We start from the raw sequence: 3,142 nt of genomic DNA on the forward strand, positions 1-3,142 counted from the left end.
CGATGGGTGGTTCTGTTGGAGCTTTTGATTGATCGAAAGCTTGCGAGGAAGCTGAAATCAGTTGATTTTTCCAGTCGATAATTTGGTTTTGATGAACATCAAATTCAGCACTCAATTCAGCAAGTGTTTTTTCTGCTTTAATCGCAGCAAGTGCTACCTTAGCTTTAAAATCATTTGAATGATTTCTTCTTGGTCTACGTGCCATAAAATACTCCATATATTGATGTTTATAACATCATTTGGGGAGCAAAATATCACTTATAAGTGTTGTTCAAATTTCCTGATCCACCTCTGAAGCTTTAGAGATTGACCATCTTTATAAAGCTTTACAAAGAGTAGAACAAGGCGAAGCTGAATTCGATGATTATGATTTATTAGAAGGTAATTGGGATCTCCCTTCTGTTTGGGAAGCCTTATTGCGATCGGCTCACTTACCAACCGATTTAAACTTTCCGATGAAACAGTTAAGTGAAGGACAAAAAACCAAGTTAGCGTTAGCAGCATTATTTTTAAAAACCGACCACTATCTATTGCTTGATGAACCAAGTAACCATCTCGACCAAGATGCTAGACAGTGGTTAATTCATCACCTCAAGAAACATCCGGCGGGTGCTCTTATCATTAGCCATGATCTAACTTTGTTAAATGAAGTGGACCATATTTATCACTTAAATGAACATGGCTTACAGCACACTACAGGAAACTATGAAATTTTTTATGAGCAATATCAAACACGAGTTGAGGCTTTAGAACAGTCTGTACATCAACATCAACGTGAAGTTAAGCACATGAAGCAGAAGCAACATGATGTTTTAATGAAAGCACAAAAACGTGAGCGTGCTGGGAACAAACTTCGTGATTCAAACTCACAAGCTAAAATTTTACTCGACTTTAAAAAAGAACAGGCTGGACAAAGTTTAGGAGCAATCCAGTCTCAACATCACCGTCAAATTGAGCAAAGCCAGCAGGATTTGAAAAATAAAAAATTACTTCTGGAAACGGTAAAACCTCAACAATTTATGTTCCCCTCTTTTCAAAAACGTTCAGGAGAAATTCTTAGAGTTCATGACTTAAAACTTCACTATGGAACACAGCAACCCATCAATTTTGCCCTCAAAGCTTCTCAAAAAACTCACTTAGTTGGTCGTAATGGTGTCGGTAAATCAACCTTGCTTAAACAGATTGTTCAATCTGCTGTAGCGCCTACAGATGAAATTAGCCTATTTGTAAATTGCTTCTATCTAGATCAGAACTTCAGCTTTTTGTTAGACCATCTCTCTGCTGTTGAGAATTTAAGAAATATTAATCCTGATATTTCTGAGTTAGAGTGGAGAAATCTACTAGGTCAGCTTAGGCTTCGTGGTGAAAAAGGGACTTATCCTTTAGCTCAACTGAGTGGTGGTGAGAAGTTAAAAGTCGCATTGTTAGGTTTAAGTCATGCAGAGACTATGCCTGAACTTTTATTACTCGATGAACCAGAAAATCATCTAGATATTGAATCAAGAGAGCTATTTGCAAATGCTATTTCTAGCTATGAAGGTGCTGTGTTATTAGTCTCTCATGATTTAGCTTTTGTTGAAAAGTGCGGAATTCATGAGTCAATTTATTTAAATTAATATTTTTTAATCTTCTATAAAAGCTCTAATTATTAGAGCTTTTATATAGATTGCCTTAATTAGTATTTTATATTTTTATTATTTACTATTTGAAGATCTAAATTAAAAGATACGGTTCTATTTTTTCGTGCACTATTTCTCATTTGATAAACTTGAATAATATAGTCACCATCAACGGGTAGTATTACTTCTCCTGAAGAGCCTGTAGTCGAGCCTACCAATAATGCCTTATCTTTGCCTGGCTTTTGACCTGGAGCAAAAACATTAATATAAGCTAAGTTACTATAACTATTAATGTTAAATTTTAAAACCTGACCACTTTTTGCAAAAACTCGATACCTTACATCATCATAGCCCTGAAATTTTCCTGTTAAAGTTGTTTGATCAGAACCTTTTAAAAAGCTTACTTTGGTTTCAACATTTTTAGCAACAACAGTTAATGGTAAAGTTGCAATTAATCCTGTTAATAATAAAATTTTAATATTTTTTTTCATTTTTAACCCTCAAAATTCTTTTAAATAATTATAAAAAAGATACTTTTTATTAAATTTTACTTTATGTATAAATTTGATGAGTAACGTTTGAGTTTGTAAGTCTTTTAATAGTTGTTCAAAAAATATATGTCATGAAACTTTAACTTGCCAGCTTATAAAAACCGCCTTAGAATCCGCGCAACGAATTTTTAGGGGCTTCATTGTGAGTACTTGCTCGATTGATAAGAATAAATCATCGACTCAGATTTAAGTATCCACTAAAGCCCACTGGCTCTCTTGTGGATTTAAGAGAGTCCTTCCCTTTTGCTTTATTTCTTATTTATCAGTTGTTTTAAAAAACAAGTAAATACTTACATATGCTCCTTGTTGTTTTGGAGTCATCAATGCTATTTCTTAATTTTAAAAAATCTATCGTTTTTTTTAGCACTTGCTTGGCATTTATTTGTAGCTATGCTGGACGACCAATGGTCGTTGATGATGCGTCTTTAGTCCCAGCCCATTCTTGTCAACTTGACTCATGGATGCAGAATAACCCTAAAGATAAGGAATATTGGGTTATTCCTTCTTGCAATATTGGTGGCAATTTTGAGTTTGGTGTAGGTTTGGGGCGTCATTTTTCTGATGAGGCAGGTAATATCACTTATACAACTGTTCAAGGGAAAACGCTTATAAAACCACTTGAGACCAATAACTGGGGAATTGGTGTTTCATTTTCTAGCCAAATTAATAACAACCACACTACTGAAAAAGATTGGACTGTGAATGTACCCTTAAGTATTTAGAGGTGGATCAGGAAATTTGAACAACACTTATAAGTGATATTTTGCTCCCCAAATGATGTTATAAACATCAATATATGGAGTATTTTATGGCACGTAGACCAAGAAGAAATCATTCAAATGATTTTAAAGCTAAGGTAGCACTTGCTGCGATTAAAGCAGAAAAAACACTTGCTGAATTGAGTGCTGAATTTGATGTTCATCAAAACCAAATTATCGACTGGAAAAATCAACTGATTTCAGCTTCCTCGCA

General features: G+C 34.3%; 2 protein-coding genes and 3 pseudogenes. 3 read left to right on the top strand and 2 right to left on the bottom strand.

Annotated features, from left to right (window positions below):
* Positions 1 to 217: pseudogene (locus tag J576_RS19100) on the bottom strand (IS3 family transposase); the annotation flags it as partial.
* 73 nt (positions 218 to 290) lie between these two features.
* Here J576_RS19100 and J576_RS19105 point away from each other — a divergent pair.
* A pseudogene (locus J576_RS19105) lies at positions 291 to 1,616 on the top strand (ATP-binding cassette domain-containing protein); the annotation flags it as partial.
* 59 nt (positions 1,617 to 1,675) lie between these two features.
* Here J576_RS19105 and J576_RS19110 read toward each other — a convergent pair.
* Positions 1,676 to 2,110, bottom strand: coding sequence for a hypothetical protein (locus J576_RS19110; RefSeq protein ID WP_002053610.1), 435 nt, complete (start codon positions 2,108 to 2,110; stop codon positions 1,676 to 1,678).
* 383 nt (positions 2,111 to 2,493) lie between these two features.
* Here J576_RS19110 and J576_RS19115 point away from each other — a divergent pair, with 383 nt between their 5' ends.
* Together J576_RS19115 and J576_RS20160 are read left to right on the top strand one after the other, a co-directional pair.
* Entirely contained in the window at positions 2,494 to 2,892 is a 399-nt protein-coding gene (locus tag J576_RS19115; RefSeq protein WP_002053632.1) for a PA4824 family protein, read from the top strand.
* A gap of 86 nt (positions 2,893 to 2,978) precedes the next feature.
* Positions 2,979 to 3,142: pseudogene (locus tag J576_RS20160) on the top strand (IS3 family transposase); the annotation flags it as partial.

Source organism: Acinetobacter sp. 766875, from assembly GCF_000582055.1.
GTDB lineage: Bacteria > Pseudomonadota > Gammaproteobacteria > Pseudomonadales > Moraxellaceae > Acinetobacter > Acinetobacter nosocomialis.

Excerpts from the sequence above, each read along its gene's own strand:
- J576_RS19110 (WP_002053610.1), bottom strand. The coding sequence starts at position 2,110 with ATGAAAAAAAATATTAAAATTTTATTATTAACAGGATTAATTGCAACT.
- J576_RS19115 (WP_002053632.1), top strand. The coding sequence starts at position 2,494 with ATGCTATTTCTTAATTTTAAAAAATCTATCGTTTTTTTTAGCACTTGC.